Source organism: Amphibacillus cookii (assembly GCF_016908375.1).
Lineage (GTDB): Bacteria > Bacillota > Bacilli > Bacillales > Amphibacillaceae > Amphibacillus_C > Amphibacillus_C cookii.
Genome location: NZ_JAFBDS010000010.1, coordinates 43,657 through 69,394 on the forward strand (window position 1 = coordinate 43,657; position 25,738 = coordinate 69,394).

The 25,738-nt window shown below is 37.6% G+C and carries 19 protein-coding genes; 3 read left to right on the forward strand and 16 right to left on the reverse strand.

Going from position 1 to position 25,738, the window contains the following annotated elements:
- Nucleotides 1–29: 29 nt before the first annotated feature.
- From JOE23_RS14310 to JOE23_RS14350, 9 genes are all read right to left on the reverse strand, one after another.
- Complete coding sequence (locus JOE23_RS14310) at nucleotides 30–944, reverse strand: carbohydrate ABC transporter permease (protein WP_204439409.1); 915 nt, start codon at nucleotides 942–944, stop codon at nucleotides 30–32.
- Nucleotides 941–3,496 (reverse strand): DUF5696 domain-containing protein, encoded by a 2,556-nt coding sequence (locus tag JOE23_RS14315; RefSeq protein ID WP_204439411.1) that lies wholly within the window; start codon nucleotides 3,494–3,496, stop codon nucleotides 941–943. The genes JOE23_RS14310 and JOE23_RS14315 overlap by 4 nt, the downstream gene beginning before the upstream one ends.
- A 20-nt stretch (nucleotides 3,497–3,516) precedes the next feature.
- The gene (locus JOE23_RS14320; protein WP_204439413.1) at nucleotides 3,517–4,143 is read right to left on the reverse strand and encodes a YIP1 family protein; all 627 of its coding nucleotides are present in this window, start codon (nucleotides 4,141–4,143) and stop codon (nucleotides 3,517–3,519) included.
- Entirely contained in the window at nucleotides 4,133–5,590 is a 1,458-nt protein-coding gene (locus tag JOE23_RS14325) for a hypothetical protein (protein WP_204439415.1), read from the reverse strand. Before JOE23_RS14325 ends, JOE23_RS14320 begins: the two co-directional genes overlap by 11 nt.
- Before the next feature lie 17 nt (nucleotides 5,591–5,607).
- Complete coding sequence (locus JOE23_RS14330) at nucleotides 5,608–6,462, reverse strand: carbohydrate ABC transporter permease (RefSeq protein ID WP_204439417.1); 855 nt, start codon at nucleotides 6,460–6,462, stop codon at nucleotides 5,608–5,610.
- 2 nt (nucleotides 6,463–6,464) lie between these two features.
- Complete coding sequence (locus JOE23_RS14335) at nucleotides 6,465–7,448, reverse strand: carbohydrate ABC transporter permease (protein ID WP_204439419.1); 984 nt, start codon at nucleotides 7,446–7,448, stop codon at nucleotides 6,465–6,467.
- Nucleotides 7,449–7,465: 17 nt separating this feature from the next.
- Nucleotides 7,466–10,384: an extracellular solute-binding protein gene (locus JOE23_RS14340; RefSeq protein ID WP_204439421.1), complete on the reverse strand. Its 2,919-nt coding sequence runs from the start codon at nucleotides 10,382–10,384 to the stop codon at nucleotides 7,466–7,468.
- A gap of 251 nt (nucleotides 10,385–10,635) precedes the next feature.
- The gene (locus tag JOE23_RS14345) at nucleotides 10,636–12,003 is read right to left on the reverse strand and encodes an ABC transporter substrate-binding protein (protein ID WP_204439424.1); all 1,368 of its coding nucleotides are present in this window, start codon (nucleotides 12,001–12,003) and stop codon (nucleotides 10,636–10,638) included.
- 184 nt (nucleotides 12,004–12,187) lie between these two features.
- On the reverse strand, nucleotides 12,188–13,777 hold the full coding sequence (locus tag JOE23_RS14350) for a glycoside hydrolase family 43 protein (RefSeq protein ID WP_204439426.1): 1,590 nt from the start codon (nucleotides 13,775–13,777) through the stop codon (nucleotides 12,188–12,190).
- A 276-nt stretch (nucleotides 13,778–14,053) separates the two neighbouring features.
- On the opposite strand from JOE23_RS14350, the gene JOE23_RS14355 reads away from it, so the two are divergent.
- Both JOE23_RS14355 and xynC read left to right on the forward strand, forming a co-directional pair.
- Complete coding sequence (locus tag JOE23_RS14355) at nucleotides 14,054–14,827, forward strand: response regulator transcription factor (RefSeq protein WP_204439428.1); 774 nt, start codon at nucleotides 14,054–14,056, stop codon at nucleotides 14,825–14,827.
- 655 nt (nucleotides 14,828–15,482) lie between these two features.
- Entirely contained in the window at nucleotides 15,483–16,760 is a 1,278-nt protein-coding gene (gene xynC, locus JOE23_RS14360) for a glucuronoarabinoxylan endo-1,4-beta-xylanase XynC (RefSeq protein WP_204439430.1), read from the forward strand.
- Nucleotides 16,761–17,038: 278 nt separating this feature from the next.
- On the opposite strand, the gene JOE23_RS14365 is transcribed toward xynC, so the two are convergent.
- The 3 genes from JOE23_RS14365 to JOE23_RS14375 all read right to left on the reverse strand — a co-directional run bounded on the left by JOE23_RS14365 (nucleotide 17,039) and on the right by JOE23_RS14375 (nucleotide 21,613).
- Nucleotides 17,039–18,589, reverse strand: a complete 1,551-nt coding sequence (locus JOE23_RS14365) for a glycoside hydrolase family 43 protein (RefSeq protein ID WP_204439432.1) — start codon at nucleotides 18,587–18,589, stop codon at nucleotides 17,039–17,041.
- A gap of 138 nt (nucleotides 18,590–18,727) precedes the next feature.
- Entirely contained in the window at nucleotides 18,728–20,272 is a 1,545-nt protein-coding gene (locus JOE23_RS14370) for a response regulator transcription factor (protein WP_204439434.1), read from the reverse strand.
- 705 nt (nucleotides 20,273–20,977) lie between these two features.
- Nucleotides 20,978–21,613 carry a pentapeptide repeat-containing protein gene (locus tag JOE23_RS14375; RefSeq protein ID WP_204439436.1) on the reverse strand — a complete coding sequence of 212 codons (636 nt, stop codon included), beginning with the start codon at nucleotides 21,611–21,613 and terminating at the stop codon, nucleotides 20,978–20,980.
- 506 nt (nucleotides 21,614–22,119) lie between these two features.
- On the opposite strand from JOE23_RS14375, the gene JOE23_RS14380 reads away from it, so the two are divergent.
- Nucleotides 22,120–22,911, forward strand: coding sequence for a Nif3-like dinuclear metal center hexameric protein (locus JOE23_RS14380; protein ID WP_204439438.1), 792 nt, complete (start codon nucleotides 22,120–22,122; stop codon nucleotides 22,909–22,911).
- 54 nt (nucleotides 22,912–22,965) lie between these two features.
- Here JOE23_RS14380 and JOE23_RS14385 read toward each other — a convergent pair whose 3' ends face one another.
- The 4 genes from JOE23_RS14385 to JOE23_RS14400 form a co-directional block, all read right to left on the reverse strand.
- Entirely contained in the window at nucleotides 22,966–23,511 is a 546-nt protein-coding gene (locus tag JOE23_RS14385; RefSeq protein ID WP_204439440.1) for a DUF6944 family repetitive protein, read from the reverse strand.
- 123 nt (nucleotides 23,512–23,634) lie between these two features.
- Nucleotides 23,635–24,099, reverse strand: a complete 465-nt coding sequence (gene fosM, locus JOE23_RS14390) for a FosM family fosfomycin resistance protein (protein WP_204439443.1) — start codon at nucleotides 24,097–24,099, stop codon at nucleotides 23,635–23,637.
- A 42-nt stretch (nucleotides 24,100–24,141) separates the two neighbouring features.
- Complete coding sequence (locus tag JOE23_RS14395; RefSeq protein WP_204439445.1) at nucleotides 24,142–24,798, reverse strand: endonuclease III domain-containing protein; 657 nt, start codon at nucleotides 24,796–24,798, stop codon at nucleotides 24,142–24,144.
- 1 nt (nucleotide 24,799) lies between these two features.
- Nucleotides 24,800–25,600 carry a YusW family protein gene (locus JOE23_RS14400; protein ID WP_204439447.1) on the reverse strand — a complete coding sequence of 267 codons (801 nt, stop codon included), beginning with the start codon at nucleotides 25,598–25,600 and terminating at the stop codon, nucleotides 24,800–24,802.
- Between the last annotated feature and the right edge of the window lie 138 nt (nucleotides 25,601–25,738).

Genomic DNA, 25,738 nt, shown 5'->3' on the forward strand with positions numbered 1-25,738 from the left:
TTTAACTTTACACCAATCATAGGGCTAACTTATTCTTGATAGAAAACCTTTTTAGAGATCAAATACGTGCTGATTGCTAATATGAGCATAATTGAAATAAAATAAACCCAAGCCATTGCAGAGCTAAGTCCGAAGTTTAAGTTGTCGAAACCGGTAGACATAATCAATTCGGTCACCGGACTTCTAGAAAATGAATCAATAATTGTGTAAATCAAATTGACGAGAATAAGCGGACTTACCATGGGTAATGTAATTTTCCAAAAAGCCTCATACCCTGTTGCTCCTTCCATTTTTGAGGCTTCATAAATCTGTGGTGATATCGTTTGAATACCCGCAAGAAAGATTAAAATTTGTACCCCTGATTGACTAACGATGTCATAAATACGGCTGACCGCACCGGTTAAATAATTAACAACATAATCATTCACACCAGCTCTGAGCATAATTCTTTCTAATTCAAATGCGCCTAATGCGTTAGCTAACCCACCAGCATTAGCATTTTGCTGATTAATCTCTTGTACAAGACTCTCAGCTTCCAAACCCAATATAACCCCCGATGCTAAAATAACTGGTAGAAAGAAAATAGAACGTGCAACTGACCTACCGAAAAATTCTTGGTTCAAAAGCACCGCTATAAACAAACTAAAGATTAAGATTAATGGTACATCAATAACAATCTCAAATAATGACTCCACTAATTGTCTGTTAAAATTGGGGTTAACTGCTAATGCTTCAATGTAATTAGATAAACCCGTAAACGTAACGTTGAGCCCTTCTGAACTAGCCTCAATCGTACTAAAACTATATTGTAACGAGGTAAGCAAAGGGACGAAGAAGAAAAATATAAAGCCGAATAGCCATGGTGAAACAAAAAGCAACCCCCAAAGTACTTTCTGTCCATCATACGACTGTAGTGACATTTTGACCTTTCTCACGGCGTTCATTTTTCTTCACCACCTGTCATATAACTTTGAGCCTTAATGGTCAATCCGTCTACTGTAACTGATTCCGTATTATAGTTCACCACAATGTAAAGCCCATTACCGTAAACGGTTTTGTATACACCTTCAACAAGGCTTTCGTGTGAGATAATTGGTTCACCACGCACGTGTTTAAGCACATCATTAACTTCATGATAGAGCTCTGTTGCTTGTTCTAGCCACTGCTGATAATTCACTGAATATAACTGATTAAATCGCGTATCCTTTAATTCTTCATTAGGTTCATAAATCCACTTAAAATTCACATATGAACCATATTCTAATACTTTTAAAACATAATCGCGATCACTTAAATAAGTCGATAAATTGAAAGGGACCGTTGCATAATCAACATATCCGCGAATCACCATTTGCAGAAATGGAATCGACTCATCTTGAAGCTTAAAACTGCTACTATCCATGGGTATATCAATAATGTCCGTAAGATATGGTAATGAATAAGCATTTCCACCATTAGCCATAATCGACAGTCCTTCTTCATAAATCTGTTCTAAAGCATTTGTAGAAATCGTTTCTGATTCTGTCCGATCAATTTGATCATTTCTTCTAAAATCACTATTTAATATGTCAGCCAAATCTCTAAGTGCAATCCCAGCTGTACCAAATGCCCTGAACTGTTCTAGCATGTCCTCTGTATATTCTTCTACCCGTCTTGGTGATAAAGGATACGAAGGTTTTTGTGATCGATCACGCCTATTCATAGATAAGTCAACCGGATATATGGCGGCAGGGACATTTGTTAATGTCCGCGAAGCCTCCTGCCTCACTTTAAAACCAGATTCTGAATTGACCTTTAATATAGCTGTCTCAGGAAAGAGTGTAATCCCTTGTCCTTCAGTGTATGCAATAAAATCTTTAAAGCCTCCCATCCCACCTATAGCACGATCAACACGAATTTTTGTCGGCACCTTATGATTGATGCCTTTATTAAACCAACCTATATAATTTAACCTAATATCATTAATATCACTTTCTTTCATTTGCCTAAGGATCTGTTCAGCTTGATCAAAGCTCGTTAGTGATGTCGAGGATTGATAAGGAATACCAGCAAAATGCTGTTGTTTCGTTATACTTCCAACTAACTGCAAATAAAATGGCGTATCTTCTGGCAATGCTTCATTATCATGAGAACGAAGACCGTTGTTCTGGATTAAATAATTTTGATAATAGTTAGCCATCCCCTGATAAGACGCTTCTTCACCATCCAAGAACACATATCTAACTGAAAAATCCGTCTTCATAGGTCCTTCCTGGAACCTAGGCAATGTCCGTTCTTGTTGATCGGCACGCAAGGTTACATCACCTTTTGACACGACTGTAAAGCTAGGGTACACATAGTTATAACTATTCACTCTACCACTAACATCAGCACTTATAGTGGCGACAGAAGCACCTTCTTCAATAATGGCTAACCATGCGTCGCCTTCATCTTTTATCAAACCGAAAACGGGAAGCCTTACCGTTTCTTCCATTCTCACGTCGTCTCTTGATAAGGTTGATAAATCTGTTCCATAAACAGCTTGTTGATAGGAAGGTAGATTTGTCCTGCCATTGTTAAAATGGATTAAAGCACCTGATCCATCTGGCACAAATAGTGATCCACTTTCATTGCTATCAGCTGCACCAAAAAAATTAAAAAAGGATATACGATTAACAGGATATTCTGGCGTATAGTGAATACTGTCATTTGGGACAGTGACCAAAATACTATCCTCGTCTAGCCTATATTCAATGGCAGCTAAAAACGTCCTCCCTTCTGCTGATTCTTGAGTGAAATTCAATTCCATCATATCTTGTTGTAAATCTTCCTCTGTGTATCCAGCTTCTTCAAATGCTGTAAAAGCACGTTCTAATTGAAGACCACGTAGTGCGTTATCATTTCTTTCATAAACGCCTGTATCCGTGTTTTCTGTATAGGCGATGGTTAATGCCCGTTGACTCGTATTATCTAGCCGACTTAACAAGTCTTCAATTCTTTCACTACTTAACATTAAAGGCAACTCATCAGCCGAGCGTTGAGCTTTACCAAATTGGTAATTGACACGTAAGCCATCTGGAATCACCTCAATGTTAAACTGATCATGAACGACACTGTCAGTATAGGAATTCATATTACTACTTTGTCCGAAATTGTTAAAAAATTGTAATTGTATTTGCGAAGATAACAAATCTTGATGGACACCTGAGGCGATGGCATCATCACCTCGATCAGTTGGATTACTGTACCAAATCTCCCCACTCGATTTATTATGGACAGCAATACTAGCTGTTTCTTCATCTACAAATAATTGTAAATGTTCATTTTCAACCATGCCCTTCATTCCCTCTACACGACTATCCACAAAAGCTGCTTGTAATGGTTCCATTTGCGTAACCTCAACTTCAGACAAATCTTCTTCAAGTCGATCTTTGTCCGTCGCAGGATCTGAACATCCCACCAAAATGATCATCACTAGCAACAATGTGAGTAGTCGCATGATTATGGCTTTACTCATTCTATCTGACGCTCCTCCCATTAGTACCTAAAGACAATCTCTTGATAAATAACACTGAAGAAAGCTATTATTTGTTGAATTAGGCTAAAAAATAATAGACATAGAAACGCTATAAACCCCATCGCAATGATCGTTAATACGATGGTACCTACCGTTTTAGACGGCGTATATTGATGTACAGTCATATTTCCAACAAATATTAAGAAAAAAAACCAGATGACCGCGAAGCTCTGTGATAAATAATAAAACATCGCTTCTTGCATTGAGATAAAATTACTTAACCAAATCCACGGAAAATTAATCATAACAAGGGGGACTAAAGCAAAACACGTTGCAATAAAAATCTCAACAAATTTCCCCTCCCCATCCATCAGTGTTGTCAACGACCAATTAGCCGTACACCAAAATAAAACGGGAATAAGGACATAAACAATTTCCATTAAACTATTCATTTCCTCTGGGTTGTATATATTGACAATAAACCCTGCATATTGATTACTTAGCACATTCGTCACCATTAGAGACAATAAAATAAAAAAGGAAATGGTTAAATCTATTCGCGTATTGCGTTCATATTTCAAATCCCAAAACCCTTGGAATGGATGGGTAGTTAAATGAAAAGGGTATTTAATATTATCACTGTTCAACCAAAACCCTCCTCTTTCTTTTCGCTATCTTTCGATAAACCACAATGATAGTAATAATTGTTATAGCGCCTAGTATCGTTGACATGATCACGGTAAAATGGTCACGTAACAATCGATTACGATACAATAAATACGCCTTTGAATAGTTATTTTGATCTAAACTTTGCTCAAAATTATGCATTGCCTTTTCGTATTGATCTTGCTGTAAAAGCGCTTTTCCAATGCCAGTGTAGGCAAATTCCAAATTGACATTCATATTGACCACTTCTTCAAAAAGTTGATGTGCCAGGTCTTCATCACCTTGTTCATAACTTCTGACCGCTTCATTTAGCGTTTGACCATAGATCGTTGCTGTGAAAATGGTAATCTCTCCAAGTTCTCGATCAAGCACAAGAAAATAATCATCATATCTCTCGATAGCAATTGGTGTATGAAATTCTCCTAAGCGATTACCTATCCCTCCAAATACATACAATAGATGACCATCACCATTATAGGTGAAGATACGCCCTTTTCTCGAATCTAAAACGGAATAAATCTCATAATCTGCTACACTTATATCAATTAATCTCGAAGCGCCATCTGTTTCGGTATAGCGAACATCACCAATTGGACTGAAGTAACCTTCTCTTCTAAGAATGTCATCACCTCTTGCATTAATTTTTTTTATTACATCATCCGAATTATCCACGTTTGTAGCATAGAGAAAACCTTGTTGGTTAACATCCAGGCTGGTAAATTCAGTCGGCACATAATTGACCATTTGACTTCGCTGCTCCCTCGTTGCAAATCGTTTCCACAAATATTCAATGGGATCCACACGGACACGGTTAGCGCCGATGAAAGTGGTAAAGTACCCATCGACACTAAATTCCATAAATCCGTCAAATACACCATCTGCCATAACAAAAAGGCGTCCAGCATAATCGACCGCCACTTTTAATGGCCGAAAGGTAAAATTATCACTTAGTAGTTCAGACTCTGGTTGCTCAACGATTTTTATAAGATCAAAGTTTGCATCGAGATGAACCACACGATTGTTTCCTGTATCAGCGATAAATACATGATGCTCATCGTTGACGAAGATGCCCTGAGGACTTGAAAATGTTTCTTTTGACTCCTCTATAAAAAAGGATTCAATAACATCAACAACATTAAACGTTTCATTTAAAATAATGATGCGATTATTTCCTGTATCTGCTACGTAAATAGTTCGATCAGTTGATACATGAAAATCATTTGGCTCACTTAATGGTTCAATCCCCAACCGATCACCGTCAATGATTCTTACCGCTTGATAGGCCGGTGGCGCAGGAACCGCGTCTGCCCAGTATGAATAATTATAAGAGCGTTGGTCAACACTTGCTTTAACCACTGGTATTCCTGTACCAAATGCTAATATGATCACGGTAAGAAGGGTTATATATCGTTTCTTTATCAGATACACCTCATACACGCTCCCTTCTAATCTTTCATACCAGAACTTGACATCGTTTGAATGACATTGCTTTGTGAAATGATAAAAAGTGTAATGGGCACAACCATTAGTATCAGTGCAACTGCTGCACCAACACCTGCACGCGCAATGCCTCCTAATATGATTTGTTGCAGAGCATAATTTAACGTTTTTAATTCTTCACTATAAACAAAATCCCCGCCATTTGTACCCCAAAGCACCGGAAATTGTAAGATTAATAGTGTTAACCAGGCAGGCTTAACATTTGGCATAACAATCTTCCAAAAAATGCGATATTCGCTTGCGCCATCAATTTTTGCAGCTTCAAGCATTGCATCTGGAAGTTGCTCCATAAATTGTTTCATCAAAAACAAACCTAGTGGGAATGCCATTGCAGGTACAATGAGTGATAAGTGTGTATCAATCCAGCCAAGCCTTGACATAACCATATAGTTTGGTATAGCAGTTACATGAGGTGAAAACATTAAGGATAACACCACCACCCGAAAAATAGCAGAAGAACCAGGGAACTTATATTTCGCCAATGGATAAGCAGCCATTGAAGCTAAAATAATATGCCCCACTGTTCCGAATAGTGTGATGACAATGGTATTAAAGAAATAACGTGATAAAGGAACCCATGAATCCCCCATGACCGCTGCTAAATCAAAGAAATTATCCAATGTTGGATTCCTTACAAAAAATCTCGGTGGAAAAATAAATAGCTCATCAAGTGGCTTAAATGCATTGTTAACCGCATAAACAAGTGGCAAAGCCATAAAAGCGCCAAATAAAGCTAGGAACAAGAAGAGCATCAGACTAACAGGCAAAGATCGATTAAGCCTTTTTTTAATAAGCGCCATGATCATGTTCCTACCTTTCTTAATAATTTTTGAATAAGCATATTTGTACCCAACATAAGTCCAAATAAAACAGTAGCAATCGCTGAAGCATAGCCCATTTCAAATCGAATCGTACCATAATCCATCAAGTGTGTGACTACTGTATGGGCTGCATAGTTAACGCTTGGAAAACCGGCGAGAGCTATAGAAATATCAGCTACGGCAAATGATTGGGTAATCTGAAGGACCGCCCCAAACAACAATTGAGGCTTCATAGATGGCAACGTAATATACCAAAGCTCCTGCCATCTATTCTTTATTCCATCAACCGCGCCCGCCTCTACCAATGAGTGATCAATGGTCTGTAATCCCGCGATGAAAGCAAGGAAACTTGTACCCAAACTCAACCACAATTGAACTAAAATAACGACCCCTAATACATATTGCTCATCTCTTAACCATTGAATAGGTTCTAATATAATACCTGTTCTCATCAGGAAACCATTTAAGTATCCATAGGCATCACCAGAAAAAATAATGAGCCAGATAAAAAAGACATTACCTGCAATTGAAGGTGCATAAAAAATTACTGTCATAAAAGCCCTAATTTTAGGAGATAGCTCATTAATTATCCAAGCAAAAAGAAAACAAGCTAAATAGCTTAGCGGTCCGGTAATGACAGCAAACACTAGCGTGTTCTTTAAAGCTATCATAAAGACATCATCGCTTAGAAATAAGCGCGAATAATTTCCCCATCCAACAAATTGTGGTAATTCAAGCATGTTAAAGGAGAAAAAACTAAGAAACAATGACACAATAACTGGAACGACCGTAAATAAAGCAAAGATTATCATGTATGGAGCCATTAAAATATAATAGTGTTTCCCTCTTTTTAATTCACTTTTAAATCTATTCATTTTTGATCTTTTATTTGGATGATTAACTTTAACTTTCTTCTTCGGATAGACTGTGCTCTCTATCGGTTGTTCCATTTGTTCCGCTTGCATCTACCCCACCCCCTATCCTAATAAGGTAAATCAAATTCTTTACGTTTAATTTCAATTTCATCATTTATATAGCGTATATAATCTGCCAAAGCTTCTCTTGGATTCTCATCAGCATTAACGACTCGTCTAAAAGCATTGTCAATGTGACGACCAGTGAAGTAACCTCCAGGTACTTGTGGAATACCTCGAACCCACTTCCATTGGCTTTCCAAGTTATTATAATCCTCGATAGGCCAAGGGAGTTCTTCTAACGCCTCAATATTTGCTGTTGGATAACGTGCAGCTTCTCCAAGTAAGCTTTCCATTTCCCTACCAAAAGAAATCTGTGTTTCTTTTTCAGTCCACCATTTTAGGAATTGCCACGATGCTTCTTTGTTTTCTGCATTCTCTAACATCATTGCTGCAGTAGAGAAACTCGGAACATTGTGATTGATCGTACCATCTTCCATAAGCGTTCCTGGTACAGTGGTGAATTCCCATAACCCCCTGATTTCAGGTGCCAAAACCGTTAGCATGTTATAAGTCGCATAATCAGCAATACCAATCGGCATTTCACCAACTCTTAATCGATTAGGGAAATCAGCCATTAATGGGAATTTATAATTGGTATAGAATTGCGTCCATTGATTAAATGCTTCTATCGCAATCTCAGAATCTAATGCACTTGCTTTTTGATCAGCTTGATAGAATTGCCCGCCTTTTTGATACAATAACATCGCAAAAGCTCGATTAGGAATAAGCAACGTATTATTTTGTGCCATTGGATCGTCAATTGGTAAGAAAAACTCTAAATTTTGCCTTTGTAAAATAGAAATCATACGATAGACATCGTCCCATGTTTCAGGTGGGGTCAAATTCAACTCTTCTAATATATCTTTTCGATAAAACATAACAGGAAACATCTGTGTCTCAGGCAATGCATAAACACCATTCTCAAATTGGAACGGAACAATAGCACTTTTGCGAAAGCGCGTTAAAACTTGTTCGTGGTCTGGAAATACAGTCAAATCTGCAGCAGCATTACGCATAGCATAATTAACTGGGACATCCTCACCCATCTGCAAAGCAACATCAGGACCCTCACGAGCTAACGTTGCTGGTAAGAGGATATTCGGTGGCACAAGTCTTAAGTTAACCGATATACCTGTTTCTTGTGTAAATGTATCATCGATTAGTCCTTTCAAGATCTGAGCTTGATCTCTCCCTGTTGTGAGCCAAACCGTAATCGATTGTTCTAGATCCTTGTTTTCAACCGTACTGCCAATACTATCGTAATCTTCAGTGTATGAAGCAACAAAAGCACCTACCTCATGTTTCAAGCGTTCGAAAACAGTCGCCTCAGCTCGTGGCATCTCTTGATCTGGAGATGATACGATCAAATAATCAAGCGTAAGAGGTTGTTCACGAACAGTTTGAATCCAAGTGCCTAGCCCCCCGACATTTAATTTGAATGTATCAAGTCGACGCGCAATTGTATCTGGATCCTTAATCATTTCTTCTAGCTGAACAATTGTTGAATGCAAAACAGCAACTTTATCGCTTCTTTCTCCCGTTGACTCCTCCAAATAAGCGGCTACATCTCCAATAATTGCCGCTTGTTCAGTAAAGACGTCAATCATATCAGGAATACGTCGATCCAATTGATAATCTCTTAACGGATCAGGTGTATTCGATGTAATCATTAGTATTTTTCGATACATTTCATTTAATTCAAGCACACTCGACTCAATCGTCCTTAATAATGGCGCTACATCTCCTAGCGTAACCATCATACGGATTGTATTGGTTCCTTCTTTTAAATGGAATAAATAAGGTTCCTCCTCCGAAATACCAAGAACATCGGTACGCCAATCCAAGTTGTAGTTAAATCTTAGAAGGTTCATTTCCTTAAATGGCTGTTCCCCATTAATCGTTAACGATCTAGACGCATATACCCCGCGCAATTGATCTTGCTTTCTTTTTAAAGCAATTTGATACAGCCCATCTTCTTCTACTTCAAACGCCCATTCAATCCACTGACCAGGTTGTTGCCAGTTTGCACCACCAATTGTATTAACCCGCAATTTCGAAACATGATAAGGCTCAACCGTTGGACTAGAACGATCACTTAAAGGAAATAGAGTTGGGGAAGATTTACTAACTGCATCTTGCGCTTGGATCTGAATAAAGTAACCCGTAGTTGGTTCAATTCCTTTTTCTTGATATTCCTGTTCTATTTCTTGATACGCCTTTGCTGGTACGTGTTGGTACAACTCAATATAGTCGATCACCATTGGCTCCCGTTTTGAAGTTAATGTAATCGTCTGAACACCTTCCTCGAAATAAAAGAAGTATGGTTCATTAAAATAACCTTCACTATCTTTAAAAGGTGCCTTTAACCAATCAGGTTGCTCTACTTGACGTGGACGCAATTCATTATCACGATCATCCTTTATAAATTCTTCATATTGGTTACCCCAAATGCGATCAAAAATCATATAGTCAGCACCAAAAAAGGGAACTTCACCATTAATATTTAATTCTCTTTGTATCGCTGAACTCTTTCCTTCAACGGGATAATAGTGGATTCGCATATTATATAGACCTGGAGATTCAACCTGAACATCCCAGCTTATCGAACCTTCTTCTGGGGTCATCACTGATTGACCATCTAATCCATTAAAGTGATTGAGAACTTCAAACCCCTCTCCTTCTATTTCTGTGTAGTCTTCACCTTCAATACGAATCGTTTGGCTAGGGTGTTCGGCTTCTGAATATTGTTCCAAGTAATGATCGTAACTTTCTTCATTATCTTCGTTTATAATTGCTGTAAATTCAGTTATCGTTTGAGAATAATGTTGATTAGACTCCCTGTTAGCGCTTAAAAACCATATGGAAGAAAAAAGTATCGTAAATACTAAAATGACACGCACATATTTATTTTTTAATATGTACAATTTTTCTCCCTCCTTTTGCTTAGTATCAGCGTTTTATAAAATGAATTTTCAATCAGTGAACGTTTTCGTTCTTCTCCCACTGATTGGTCGTTGAGTGAATCAGGACATTAGCGATCGTTTTCTCCCGCCTCAATAGATGGCTTTACTCTCTATTTTGATCCGGGCATTTTACGGACGGCTATCTGTGATAAAGTGACTGACTTAGCCGATTAATGGCTAAGTCAGATGAATGCTTTCTTAATGCATTATCACTAATCACTATAGACTTCGTCTATTGCTGCTTGGAAAGCTTGACCATAACTCTCAACAAGCGTTGATACAGCTGTTCCTTCCAGTAAATCATGCTCAAATCCCCAATAGTCTAAATTGGGAAAGGCAAAATGATCGAGTACAACTAAGTTTGGACCAACCATTCTTGCATTTTCAATGTCTTCCTCATATACAAATGTTGACTCATACGAAGCTTGTTCTGGGTAATCATAGATCGATTCAATGTCATGGATTTTCTCCCAAATATAAACAAGTTGTTCCGGATTCTCCACTGTTTTAGGTATAGCAATGGCTTGTAAAGCAGATTCAAATGTATAGTAGTCTGAGACACTAGGTCCTTTCGGGAATGGAAGGAAGCCTAATTCATACTCAGGCATATCTGTTTGGAATCCGTCAAATTCATACAAAGCACCCGTATATAACAATGTATTTCCCTCACGGAAAAATTGTTGCGGTTCCGTCCAATCCCCGCCTTCGGTCGGCCGAGCTAGCTGATCATTCGTTATCTCCGCTACAAATTCCAAGGCTTCAAGCGTTGCTGGATCTTCTAAATTTTGTTCATTTCCATCAGTCAAAGCTGTATTATTAGATGACAAAGCTTGCTGAATAACAGAGCGATTAGCTAAACCCCAAGTATCCAAGCTGCCATCATTATTCGTATCTTGGTTTGCTTGTCTCACGACGTCAATAAATGTGTCCCAATTCCAATTATCTTCATCTACATACTCCTGCAAAGGCTTGATTCCGAGCTCGCTCATTAACGTACGATTATAGAAAAGACCCTGGACTAAGATGGTTTGTGCTTCAGTAAAAGCATAGCCTTGCCCTTCGTGCGTAAAGAGTTCGTTAGAAACAAGTTGGTTGAACACCCGATCGTTTTGTGTGTACTCATCAACTGGCCATAACAAGTCTTGCTGAACAAGGGCTGGAATCGTATAGTTTTTACCTAGACGAACCAGATCACCTATTGGCTCACCCGCCAACAAGGAAGCTGTTATTCTTTCTTGATACTCACCATAATCAATGGAAATATATTCTACATCAAAATTATGTTTTTCCTTTAATGCTTCAAGATTCTCTTTAAATTGAATACTGTCAGGGTTATCTTCAGAAAATTCCATATCCCACCACGCTACAATCTTAATTGTTCTTCCATCCATATCAAAATCCATTTCTGGTGTTTGATAATAATCGACTTCATCCTTCTCATCTTCTGCTTGATCATTAACGTCCTCAATTGGATCAGCAGCTTCTGCATCTTGATCATTGTCACCGCTTACATTATCGTTGTTACACGCTACAAGCATTAACATGAAGAGACAATAGATAACCAGCTTCCATTTGTTCAATTTAATACCCCCGTTTACTTTATATTTTGAATGCCTACTGCTAAATATAGCGCTTTCATAATTGCTAAACAACCGGTGAATACTTAGCTTAATTACCGGTCTAATTCTAGCTTCTTTCCTAGAAAGACAGGGTTGACGAACCGCTAACACAACGTTTTAATCGTTTGTTTCTAAACAGATATAGCTATTGATGAAAGCGCCAATAATCAAAATTGAATAAGTGTTTGCCCGATTGACTTCCGGTAAAGACAAAGTATACATCACGAACACCTGCTACACCGGATACAGTTGTCGAAACCGTTTGCCATTGCTCCCATCCGCCAGTATTCGGAACTTCAACCTCACCAATCAGCATTCCTTCTGGGTTATCCAAACGGACTTCGATTGTCCCACCCGTCGCACCACTTGAAACAACTGCTGAAAATTTAGTGGCACCCTGACCGAAGTCAACAGACGAGACAGCCGTCCAGCTTCCTGCTTCGATTTTTGTTAATGCCAACCCTTTCCCTTCTTTTGTTGTTTCAAATACATCAACATCAATGCCAGCATTCCACGCCATCGTTTCAGCTTGAATATTATCATAAGGATTTAACTTTTTAACAGGCTCTACACCTCTTAGGTCTGCATGAATCTCCTCAATGCTACCATCTGCATTGAAAAAAACTTTATTTATATGTGTGGAACGATAGCCTTTTGCCACTCCCATCGCATCAGATAGTGTTTGAGCATGGTATGCAATGTACCATTGATCATGAAATAAAAACAGATCTTGATGGTTATTACCTCCTACACCAAAGAAATGCCATGGATTTTGCAATATTGTCCCTTGATACTCCCACGGTCCCATGGGATGATCACTTGTCATATATGCAATTTCACCACCGCCAGGACTGCCCGGAGGTCGCTCACCACTGTAGAAATTTGTACAGTAGCTATAATAATAAACCCCATCCCTTTTATTAATACCTGAACTTTCAAACATAAACGGTGCTGGAATAGGAACGGCTGAACCAACCGTGCTAGTCATATCTTCACCCAACTCTATGACACGTGCTGTATTTGGCATGGCATGTTCACCAGCAGGTACGCCTCCACCAAAATAGAGGTAGGCTTTCCCATCATCATCAACTAAAACGGCGGGATCAAATAGCCATGTAACCCCAGCCACACCTGGTGTAGACCACGAAATTAGCGGCTTATTAATTGGATCTTCCCAAGGTCCTGTTGGACTGTCACTTGTTAACACGCCAATTCCACTAGCATTATTAGCAAAATACAAGAAAAACTTATCTTCACCATCAATGACTTTATGAGCGGCAGCTGGAGCCCATGATTGACTAGCCCATTTGGCAGCCCCTTCCCTACCAGCTGCATAAACAACACCATGATCCGTCCAATTCACTAGATCATCCGAAGAAATCATCGATAGTCTATTAATGTTGGCATAACTATTTTCAATGATTTCACCGTTAGCATCATACTCAAATTCATCATGTGTATTATAAATGTAAACACGATCATCAAACACAAGGGCATAAGGGTCAGCACCAAATTGATGTGCTAAAAGTGGATTCCCATTAGGAGGTTGCTTGCCAATTGCCGGTCGAGCCGTTAACTCAGCTTTGTCTTTAGACGCAATAACCTCACTATTATTGTCTACCGCGTTTTCATTTCCGCTGTCTGCATTAACCATTTGATCCCTACCTACCTTTCCACCAAAAATAAGAATGATCAATAAACTCACTAAAAACAATGTCACTTTTGCATTTTTCATTTATCCTCCTCCTCTTGATTCAGTATATCCAAACCCAAATATAGCGCTTACATTTAAAGAAAACAACCTGGCATTATTCGTATTTTAGCCCCCTATATTCTATTTTTTAGAATTTTTAAAATTAACATTTATCTACGATAAATAAATTGTTGTGTGAAATATAAAGAAAAGCACATTCTTTGTAAGCGGTTCATTACTTATAATGGAAACATATAGTTAAAGGCTTTATCGCATAGTGTTTACCCATACTTGCTCCATTTAGAGGAGGATCATTTCATGTACAACGTTTTACTGGTTGACCCAGATCGACTGTCAAGAGATGCAATCAAGAATATGATTGATTGGCCTTCCTATGGTTTTGTTATTCAGTCATCCGCTGGCACCATTTCAGATACATTATCCTTAATAAATAAAGATGTTTATAGACTTATTGTATTAAATTTGACAGAGATAACTTTTGATGGATTAGAGTTATGTGCCCGTATTCGTAAAGTTAGTCAAACACCTATTTTATTAGTGGGTGGCGAAAAAGATTTTAATTTTGTTCGTCATGCGATTAGTCTACAAGTCAACGATTACTTACCTAGCCCAGTCCAACCTAACGAATGTATTAGTAGTTTATTAAAGATTAAGCAAACAATTGAAAATCAAAGCAAGATTAGTTTTTATACAAAAAGAACAACTGCTTATCATAGAAGAGATGCTAATATCATTGACGCTGTTAAAAGTTATGTTGAACATTCTATCCATAAGCAAATCACGCTAAAAGAAATCTCCAATCATCTGCATTATAATTGTTCATATCTAGGACAAAAATTTAAATGTCAAGAAAACATAACTTTTAATCAATACTTGCTGAAGAGGCGGATGGAAAAAGCCCAATTTTTATTGGATAACACAGATATGAAAATTTATGAAATTGCTTACGAAGTGGGTTATACAGATTTAGATTGGTTTTATAAGAAGTTTAAAGCGCACACGGGTGTGAGTGCTTCGAAATATAGAGATAAACACTACTTAACTTTTTATGAAAAACAATATAAAATTTGAGTTCGTCTGAATACTTTTCCTTTAACAAAGGCTAAAACAGCCTTCAAAAATAGAAAATTCGATTACGATAAGTTGCCCTCACTCATACGGATCCTTATTTGCACCCCAAAAAACCTTTACCGACACGGGGAGGAAAGCGCCTCCCCGTATAATGGATGCTCAGCACAAATTCACATGTGGAAATACCTTTAAATATAACCCCATTAATCTAGCAACACCTTTCCCTCCCCTTTGATCCCCCCATTCTTTCCTTAGCTTTTATCAAATCAAAAAAATAAAACTTATTAAAAATAAATAAAGGATTTAAGTTATTTGTGGAGAAGATTTTAAATAGTCAATATATGTAAGCGCATACTAACAACTACCTTGCAGAAGATACTTCTTAAACATCCAAATTCTCATATTCTTTAACTTTCCTTACGAATAAAACAAACCCTAAACCATCTGGTATTTTCGTTGTTCGTCTATTGATTGATCATTGAGTGAACGAGGACATTAGCTTTCGTTATCTCTGGTAAAAATGGACCGTCCAGTTTAAACCGCTCCAATGTTAAATTAAACGTTAACTCTATAAAGGAGGTGATTTCTTTCATACAAAGATAGATTTAAGTGCAGAAGGGAACGGCCGATTCAATTTAAAAAGGAGATGAAAATGATGGGTTTGCGTTTTAAAAAAGGTAAGCGTTTATTATTAACGTGTATCATTCTACTCCCACTCATGTTAATCAGTCTAACACCTTCGGAAACACTAGCGGCTAGTGATGTTAACATTAATTTATCTGCAGTGCGTCAAGAGATTCGTGGTTTTGGGGGAATGAATCATCCGGGCTGGATTGGTGATTTAACCGGACCTCAGCGTGAAACAGCTTTTGGAAATAACCATAATCAATTAGGCTTCTCTATTTTGCGTATTTATGTCGACGCCAATAGAAACAATTGGCACAGAGAGGTTGCAACCGCTAGACGAGCGATCGAACATGGCGCTTTAGTCATTGCTTCACCATGGAATCCTCCAAGTGACATGATTGAAACTTTCAATCGCCATGGAGATCGAAATGCTAAACGTTTGAGATATGATAAATATGATGCCTATGCACAGCACCTTAATGATTTTGTTGCATTTATGAGAAATAATGGGGTTGACCTCTATGCCATATCTGTTCAAAACGAACCTGATTATGCGCATGATTGGACTTGGTGGACACCAGCAGAAATGCTGCGTTTTATGAGAGAAAATGCAGGATCAATTAACACTAAAGTGATTGCACCGGAGTCGTTTCAATATTTAAAAAATATGTCCGACCCTATTTTAAACGATCCACAAGCACTTGCAAATTTAGATATTCTTGGCGCTCACACTTACGGAACACGATTTAGTGATTTCAGCTACCCTTTATTTAAAGAGAAAGGGGCAGGAAAAGAGCTATGGATGACAGAAGTTTACTACCCTAACAGTCATGATAATTCAGGCGATCTTTGGCCCGAAGCTTTGGACGTTGCTTATCACATTCACCATAATTTGGTTGATGCAGAATTCCAGGCCTATATATGGTGGTATATTCGTCGCCAATATGGACCAATGAAGGAAGACGGTACTATTAGCAAACGCGGATATTCAATGGCACACTTCTCTAAATTCGTCCGCCCCGGATATGTAAGGGTTGATGCGACCAAAAACCCAGAGACAAACGTTTACACCTCTGCATATAAAGGTGACGGCAAAGTGGTTATTGTAGCTATTAATAGAGGAACGACACCGGTAAATCAAAACTTCGTCGTTCATAATGGCGGTATATCAAATGTAGGTAGATGGATCACAACAGGAAGTAGTAATCTTCAACCAGGAACTAATCTTAATGTAACTGGACGTAATTTTTGGGCACACCTGCCTGCTCAAAGTGTGACCACTTTTGTTGGAGATATTAACAATTAGTCATATTATTACTCAACAATATAAACACTATAATAGCTTTCACACAAATGCTAAACAATCGCTTTATGTTAAGGATGAAAAGCGCCATTTCTGCACCTTTAAATAAGCGATGCGCTCTTGTTTACAGATAAATTTTTTGTTTATTGATAGCATGAACACATTGAATGACGACCGCGTTCATGTAAAATTAAACCCTCAGCAGGCAATAAAGCGCCTTGCTGAGGGTTTAAGCTTTCTTATCGTTTTACGCGCTACATGTCAGATACGTAATTAATACTTCACCTTACTTTAAACGATTTATTCACACTAAAATAATCAAAATCGACATATCCACCCGCTTGCTTTGTTGCATAATTGAAAAGTGCAAATCGATAGCCCATAAAATGTTTGGGTAAAGTATATTTCATTTGCAGCACATCTCCAATGGCATGCCATTGTTCCTGATCTAAACTATAATAAAAAGAAGCTTGATCCTCCATATTTTCAAATTGACAATCCATTCTTAAATAAATACGACCTTGTGTCAGAGGCGTGGATTCAATTTCATTTTCTTCTGATGCATTTCCTCTTACCATAACTAAATATTTTGCTTGATCACAAACCTTAATGCCAACAAATCCGTAATGTTCCTGAAGTGCGGCCAGTCCCGCAATATCCCCATCTTTCATATTATCGATTTCTACTGCTACCTGTCCTGTACAAGACGGCCCAAATGTCCGTTGGGTTAAGGTATTCCTCGCATAAAGAAGTGACTCACTCATACGACCATTAATTAACCTTAAATAGCTAGGGCGATCGGTAAGGTTCCAAAAACGATGATCTGGGTTGTGATTCCACTGCCATGTTCTTTTTAGAACGTCTTGATTTATGTGATCAATATTATTGGAACGTGTGGCGATATCAAAATGATCAGACGCTACAATATTAGGAATCCCGTAATTATTGTTTTGCTCGCATGCATAAACCACTTTCGAACGATGATGAATAGGCCAACCATCCTCCCAAGTTACATCAACTAGGCAAGGACTACGTCCGACGGCACCTCGATCTTGAAACAATAAAGCATACCATGATCCATTAATGGTCTCGACTAATCCACCTTGAGCAATGCCAGCATCGGATAAAGCAATACGTCCTTCGTATTTACCATCAACTCGATCCGATCGAAACATTAACTGTGTTCGGCCGCCTTCTTGAGGGATCATAATTAAAAAGACAAAATACATACCATTAATCTTTTGAAAGTGAGACCCTTCTGCTGGTAAAATACAGTTATCCCCTAATATCTGGCTTGAATTCGGAATCAAAACTTTACTTAATCCATCTTCTTTAATAGCAGTAGCATCCGCTGTTAATTCAATAATTCTAATATCGCCACTACCATATGTCATATAGACCCGATCTTCATCAAAGAGTAATGACATATCATGATAGACACCTTCCAAGGTTGACTTCTCCCACTGATGTTGTTCTATGTTATTGGTTTTAAATATATATGTCTTTCCCGCACTAAACGAGGCAACAGCTAAATAAAATACACCATCATGATAGCGTAAACTACTTGCCCACGAACCTTTTCCATACTCATCTTGTTTGTTAGTTAATGTTTGCTGTTCTCCATCTTCTAAAATATCATACACGTACGTTACAATTTCCCAGTTGACAAGATCAGTTGAAGTCATTATGGGTACACCTGGATTCATATGCATCGTTGTACTTGACATGTAATAAACATCTTTGACTCGAATCACATCCGGATCAGGTACATCAGCCCAAATAATTGGATTTTGAAAATTTGGAGGTGCATTTACACTTCTTTTTTCTACCATTCATTATTGCTCCTTTAATCCTCATAAAACGACCCTTCAATTAACGGACATTTTACGAAAGGTTATCTGTGATAAAAATAATAGTTTTTTGATTAGACTTACGTATTCACGGAACAAGTTAAACAATCGATTAGCTGATTAGTTGATAATCTTTTGTCGATATTTGGACGGTGTACTCCCTTCCATCTTTTCAAATTGGGTAACAAAATAATCCGGGCTTCCAAATCCCACCTCTTCCGCTACCTCATAAATACGCAAATCGGTTTGACGTAAAATTTGTTTTGCTTTCTCAATCCGGACCTTTAGTAAATAATCTTTGAAGTAGACACCATAGGTCTTTTTAAATAATTGGCCTAAATAGACAGGATTCATATAAAATTGATTAGCTATCTTCTTTAATGTTAACGGTTCAGTGAAATGTTTATGAATATAACGTTTTACCTTATAAATATCACCATTATACTTCTCTTTACTAAGCGCACATATAAGGCTACTTCCCCTCAATGCATAGTTTAGTAGAGCTTCCTTAAGTTCATTTAATGTCTTTTTCTCATTAAATATTTCAATTAAAGCTGTGATTTGTTTAGTCGGTTCGTTATGTTCAGCAACGCGTTGAATGGTCGCTTCTAATTCTTTATCTAAATGAAAAAGGAACATTTTTATGGCGTCAACCGGTGCAGCAACGTGCTGGATATCTTTAATCCATTGATTAATTTGTTTTTTTATTGCTTGAATATTATTTTCTTCAATTTCCTCTAGTAATTTATCAATCATTTCATGATTAAGCGGTTTATTCTCCAAATGACAGCGAGCAAGTTCATTATTATACATTAGCGGGGTATCATCACGTCTGTAATATCTCCGATTGCTCGCAATGATAGCAGTTTGGTATGAAGATCGCATCCCCTCTAGCCCTCTGTCTACTACTCCAGCAAATAAAAATATCTTTAAACCAATTTCCTTTTCAATAAATACTTTAAGACGTGATAAGAACCAAGGTACTTCATTTACATTTTGCGGAAGGTGTTTTTCTTGTAAGATCACACCGTAACCTTCGCGCTCAAATGGATGGATAAACACGCGGGGATCACCGACAAAGTTAGCAATTGATCGATTGATCTTTTCATCAATCATATCCGTAATCATCTGGTTTCGTACATCAATAATTAAATAACAGCTTTCTTTATTAATATCTTCAGTAAGGATAGCAAGATCATTAAGGTTAGGCTCCTCACCATCTACAATGATGCGCTGATAGAGACCATAGTTAATAAAGCGCTGATTAGCCTGTTCTTCCAAACGTTCCTTTTCAATCACTTCAGTTAAAATTGAAAAAGTATCCTCTAGTTCCTTCTTGTCAATTGGCTTAAGAAGAAAATCGGTAACACCTAAACGGACAGCGCGTTGAGCATACTCAAAGTCACTATAACCACTAATGACAATAAATTTGGGAGGGGTCTTAGCTTTTTTCTTTATTTGCTGAATAAGCTCTAGACCATCATATACCGGCATCCGGATGTCGGTAAGAACAACGTCAGGCCTTTGTTCAAGAATGAGCTGCAAAGCATCTTCCCCATCACTCGCTTCTCCTACTACTTCATAGTCGATGGCCTCCCAATCAATAAGCGTCATGATGCCTTTCCTTACAAAATGTTCGTCATCTACTAAAACGACACGATTCATTATTAAACCACCCTCACTTTGTAAGCGTTATCAATAAATTACAGAATAATAGTGCAATTATCCTCGTAAAACCTAACCACTAGACTATATCAACTGATATTAAGCATATTACAGTGAATAATTAACAAAGGTGACTTACTACTATATAATAAGTTACCATGTTTTCGATACTTAGATCTGGGCATATTGACTATCGTACGGTGAAGAAACGATTGGCGTTGATTGGAAACTTTCTCTTGCATTTAGCGGCTCGAATCCTTTGTTTATCCGAGTTCGAAGCATCTTTCTTTTTTCGAGAGATGACATTGTTCGGTGCTATTAAGCATTTGTCGATAGCAACATCGGTCATTGACTTTCTTACCTGTCGCGCTGTTGACAAATATAACGAGCCCTCAATTAGTGGGCATTTTACGGATGGTTATCTACGATAAATCATCCATTGCAATATCCAGTCAACAGCATCTTCAAGAGCTTTGCTTTCTATCTCGTTCTCATACACGGTAAGAGTAGAAATATAGTCTTTTACTGATGCAATCATCGAAACGGTACAAAATTTAGTGATATGTTCTGCTAATCATATAAATAACAAAAATAGAACTTAATCATACAAAAATTCTAACCCCACACTTAATATAACCATTGAACAAAGATTTGTCAAGAGCTGGGATTGCTATATTATTACAATATTAATCTTTCGAGTCGTGCTTATTTAACGATTAAACCAAGTAGTGTTGAAAGAACTTTTGCTTGTTCTTCATTTACAATACAACCTTTAAGGTTTGCTATACCGACTGTGATATGATCAAAATACGATCGACTTAAATCAACCCCTGCCAAGCTCGTATTAGTAAAGTTAACTCCTGTTAATTCACATTTATCAAACATTGTATATTTCAAGGTATTTTCGTATAAATCCGTCTGTTTTAGTATACATTCGTTATAGCTAGTATTCTTTTGATTACAAAAACCCAAGCCAGCAAATTGTAAATTACAGTTTTCTAACATCACATGATTGAATCGACCATCTGCCATAATAACACCTGTCATTTGACAATGATAAAATGCAACACGATGCATTGTTACCTCTTCAAAGTGGGCATTAGACAAATCGCACTTTTCAAAAACAACATCTCGTAAATACATTTTTGTTATCTTTGCTTCTTTAAAATTCACATGACGAAAGCGGACATTAACAAACTCGATCGCTTCAGCATCCTGAACCGAAATGGTACAGTTCTCAATGATCACCTCTTCAATATAAGGATCATTTCGATCATATATAGTACTAAAATCATTTGTTACTTTTTCTGCTGTCACGTTTGGTTTATTCAATGGCTTCATTACTATTCTCACTCCCATTACAATATAGATGATTAACATTTAATCCAAGTATCTTCTACTACTTCTCCATTTCGTTTGCCATATAAAACGAACCTTCAATCAACCAACGGGCGGAGGCCTACAGGATGTAGGTCATGCAGACGTTGCCACAGGACGTGGCGGTCTTAGTCTGTAATCCTTCTTAAAAGAAGTGGTGGTTTTAGTCTACGATCTTACCCACCCACGTATGGTTCGTTGAGTGAATCCGTACATTAGCGTCCGTTATCTGTGATAAACATTATGATTATATATGAATAGACGCTCTTTTTCACCACCAATATATGAATTTGCTCCTTAATCTATATTTATTTAAATAAAAACTTTATTTTCAACTGCCCTATTTGATTACCATTTTTAGTACAATATTAAGCAACGTAAACTTTTTCAATAAATCTAAATTAAATGGTGGATTTTCCATCTTTTTAAACTAAACAGGACGACTTATAAATCAAGAAAGGGAGCTAGAGATGACTTTACTTGTCAAAGATATTATCAATTATTTAATTCCCACCGCTGAAGCAACTCACCATACCGTTGATACACTCAAGTTCGGGAATGAAAATACCCCCATTACCGGGATTGCAGTCACCTTTATGCCAACGTATGAAGCGATTGAACGTACGCTTGAACAGCGTGCCAATTTATTAATCTGTCATGAAGGTCTGTTTTACAAGCATTTAGATGATCCTCTACCTACCCATGACAAAGTCTATCAAGCGAAAAAGCAACGGATTGAAGAGACAAATTTAAATATATTTCGCTTACATGATTATATTCATCGCGTTGAACCTGATCAAATCACTTATGGATTAATAGCCAAATTGGAATGGCAACCGTACATCATTGAGCATAAAACAGAGGCCAGTATTATATCGCTCCCGAAAAAATCCCTTTATCAGGTTATCACTGATTTAAAGGATAAGCTTAACTTATCGCACGTTCGTTATACTGGGAACCTTAATCAATCTTGTCAACGTATAGGTTTATTCGTTGGCTATCGAGGTGGAAGTCACCAAACCCTATCATTAATCAATCAATACAACCTTGACCTCGTTATTTGTGGTGAAGGACCTGAATGGGAAACACCTGAATATATTCGTGATGCTCGTTATGTCGAGGGAAATCGAGGGCTAATCGTCATTGGGCATATGGAAAGTGAAGAGCCTGGGATGAGAGTAGTTGCTCAACAGTTGAGTGAAGCCTTTCAAGAAGTACCCGTTTTCTTTATTCGTAACAAAACCGCTTTATCACTGATTTGACTTTTCTGCCCTGTTGCACCAACAATTAAGAAACGATTCCTAATCAAAAAACGGCTACTCACTCCATTCTAGTCTTGCTATATAATTACCACCAATAGCTTGCAGAGTTGAACCAATCACAACAATTAGCTGACCACTCTCTGGGCTTTCATTGATGATTAACAGTGTGCCGATTGCTTCTAAACCAGCTCCTAGGGCTTGCGTTACATTTCCACGCGCACTGTTAATGTTGCCATCTTCATAATCAGCCAGTGCGCTTATCGAGGCCCCCATCGATTGAAAGCTATCACCAACCACAATAATACGTTTACTTTGATCAGAATCTACTGTATTTGTATGTGCTAAGTAGCTACCAAGGGAGGACATTGCAGCCCCAACTCCATCAATCCAATTCCCAGAAAACGATAGGAAATCATCATCAGGTATCGTCCCTATTAAGAAAGCACCAATGGCTTGAAGTCCTTCACCAATTGTTGCAAGCAAATCGTTATAAGCTTCAATACCCATCGCTTCTCTTGTTTCAGCAACTACACTAATATTAGTACCCAATGCTACTATTAAAGATCCCGCTTGAACAATCTCCTGACGCTGCCTATCCACCATTTACACCCACCTCCAATCCATCTTCTCTATTATATTCATGCACAGCAGATTGGAAATGGATGTATATCGTTAAAACTTTAATTAGACAAGGTTTTGTCGCTAAGGAAAAGCTCTATATTTTCAATTTTTAGGGTTGACCGTCCCACCATTATCGTTTAATACTGGTGGATAGAAGGTCATATGTTGCTTGTCTTCTTGATAATAATCTAATCGATCCTGTAACGTCCCGGTATGAAACTCAAACTTGTGTCCATCAGGATCAGTAAAATAAACAGAGCGTTTATCACGCTGATCTCGCTCTCTTCCAGGTAAAATATTGACGTTTAATTGTTTTAATCGGTTATGAACATCATCAAAATCGCTTTCTGCAACAGTGAAGGCAATATGGGTATACGACTGAGCAATCTCATGGCGCGGAATATCTTTTTCTTCATTTAAAGCAAGCCATAACCCATTCAGATCAAAATAAGCTGTTGTTCTTCCCTCAACTAACAAGGTTGCCTCAAATACATCTTGATAAAATTCAATTGATCGCTTTAAATCAGAAACAGAAAAGAGTAAGTGATTAATGCCTTTAATTTTCAAAAAAAACACCTCATTTTTTGGATTTTTAAAAACTAAACAAACTTATGATCCAACGTTTTGCTCACAACGGTCTAATAGTGGACAGGTTGGACAGATCGGTTTCACTTTGCAATGCACTTTGGCATGTTGAACAATTAACGCATGATACTCGTTATAAAGTTGGACATCTTTGACTAAGGCGGCTTCAAATAAATAGCGAAGATCTTGATACTTTTTCGGTAGGTCAAAACCTAATCGTTTAAAGATTCTCCTTGTGTAAGCATCAATGACAAAAACAGGCCGATGCAAAGCATAAAGCAAAATGGAATCAGCGGTTTCTGGACCAATCCCGTTAATGGCTAACAGTTGATTCCGTAATAGATACGTATCTTGACAATGAAGTTGTTCCATTTTAAAATCATAGTTTTTAAACCAAGTTAAGAAGGCATGTAACCGTCTTGCTTTGATACGAAAAAAACCACTAGAACGAATCAACTGCTCTAATTTTTCAATCGGGAGATGAAACATTTGAACCGGATCAAGGTACGGCTCCAATTGCAGCATTGCTTTTTCAACGTTTTTCCAAGCCGTATTTTGAACCAAAATCGCTCCTACCATCACTTCAAAAGCTGTTTCAGCAGGCCACCAATGTTGGCAACCGTAGGTTTGGTATAATTGATTATATACAACTGGAATTTCTGTTAACATCCTATTCGTCATATTATTCATTCAACTCATGTTTTATCTTAATAGCCTGCTTCGTTTCAAATTCAACTTCCAACTCAAACTTAACCACTTCATCTCCATCGATATCAATAATATCTAAAATATCACGCTTAATCGCATTGATCGATTGATCAGTGGCAACATTCATTTGATTTAACAGTATTTCAGTTGCAGCAAGAGCATCATCACCATTTAATTCACTCCCATCACGTTGTTCAACCTCTACTTGATTAGCGAGGCCGTCAAAATAATAATCGAGCTCCTCTCCATTATCGAAAGCAATATCTAACTCAAACATAAATATATTCGGATATTCAACATGATCGTCGTCTGATAAAACATGATCAAACTCGAGTTCTTCTCCATTATTAAAAACAAACTCGACAGCTAGATCCTCAATATCACTTCCATCTAGATCAAGATGACTCAAAATCGTATTTTGAATTTTGTTTAATGAATGCTCTGGCGATATTGATAGAGCTGCCAATAGTTCTTCACTCTCTTGAATGGCTGAATCCCCCGTAATGGTTTCACTTCCTACAATTTGATTGGTCCCTTGATTATGGCGGTCATATTGATAGTGTTTATTATCACCATCACTAACATTGATCGTAAGCTCAAATTCATCAACGGTTAACTCTTCTTCTTGAGTAGCGGTCACTTCTTTTCCTTGTTGTCCCTCTTCAGTTGAATGCTCAAGTGCTGAATCTTCATGATCAATCAACTCATCTGTATCCCCAAGATTATTACAACCAACAAGTAAGGTTAACGTCAATACAACAACTAATAACTTCATGCTTTTCTTCCTTTCCAAACATATTCGTTAGTCTAAATATTACCTTAATCTATAATAAAAAAACACATTAAACACTTAAAATAAGACTAAACGCTCAAGTTTGTTACCTTGTAAAAATTAAATACATCCTGTAAGAGG